The sequence below is a fragment of the Vibrio sp. 2132-1 genome (assembly GCF_033344315.1).
This window is the reverse complement of record NZ_JAWPON010000597.1, coordinates 1-586: the sequence shown is the minus strand read 5'-3', so window position 1 is coordinate 586 and position 586 is coordinate 1. Positions and strand designations below refer to the sequence as shown.

The window sequence follows — 586 nt, the reverse complement described above, 5'->3', positions numbered from 1 at the left end:
CTGATAGAGGCTTTTGGCCTACTTAGATCAAAAAGCATTTAGATCATCACAACCCAATTACTCTTCGACAAAAAATTTCTGGGTGAATTTAAGCTTACCTGAGCCTTTGTTTCCAGCTTTAACATCAATATCGAAGGTAAAAGTTTCTTCGTGAGTAATTGGCAGCTCGGCTAAGTAGTAAATGGCTTCACCTTCTTTAATTTCACGAAAGGTCAACTTTTGAGTTTGACCAATTAAGTTTTTCGCGTGTCCGCCTACCTTCGCCTCGACCGCTGGCTTACCTAAAGAGGCGCTGTCTAACACGCTGATGTTCACTACAGCCACGTAACCATTACGTTTGATGTCGTAGCTGCGAGCGACTTTAGGTGTCAGGAAAGTCGAGTTAAAAGCCACATAGTGTACTTCGATGTCTTTCATGTTTTTGAACTGTTCAGCAAAGGTCGGTAATGACAACAGACTGATCAGTAATGCGGTAATCCATTTGCTCATTGTTACTTCCTCAAAGCACTCGTTATGAGCCAACCATAGTTGCAATTTTACCCGAGTGGCAGGTTAAAAAAGCATGTCCGATAGTTGGTACTAGTAA

Annotated in this window: 1 protein-coding gene; it reads right to left on the bottom strand. The window is 41.8% G+C overall.

Annotated elements, in window-relative coordinates; genetic code table 11:
• Window positions 1-57 precede the first annotated feature (57 nt).
• Entirely contained in the window at window positions 58-489 is a 432-nt protein-coding gene (locus tag R8N47_RS26865) for a DUF4426 domain-containing protein (RefSeq protein ID WP_005461703.1), read from the bottom strand.
• Window positions 490-586: the final 97 nt, after the last annotated feature.

Excerpts from the sequence above, each read along its gene's own strand:
- R8N47_RS26865 (WP_005461703.1), bottom strand. The coding sequence starts at position 489 with ATGAGCAAATGGATTACCGCATTACTGATCAGTCTGTTGTCATTACCG.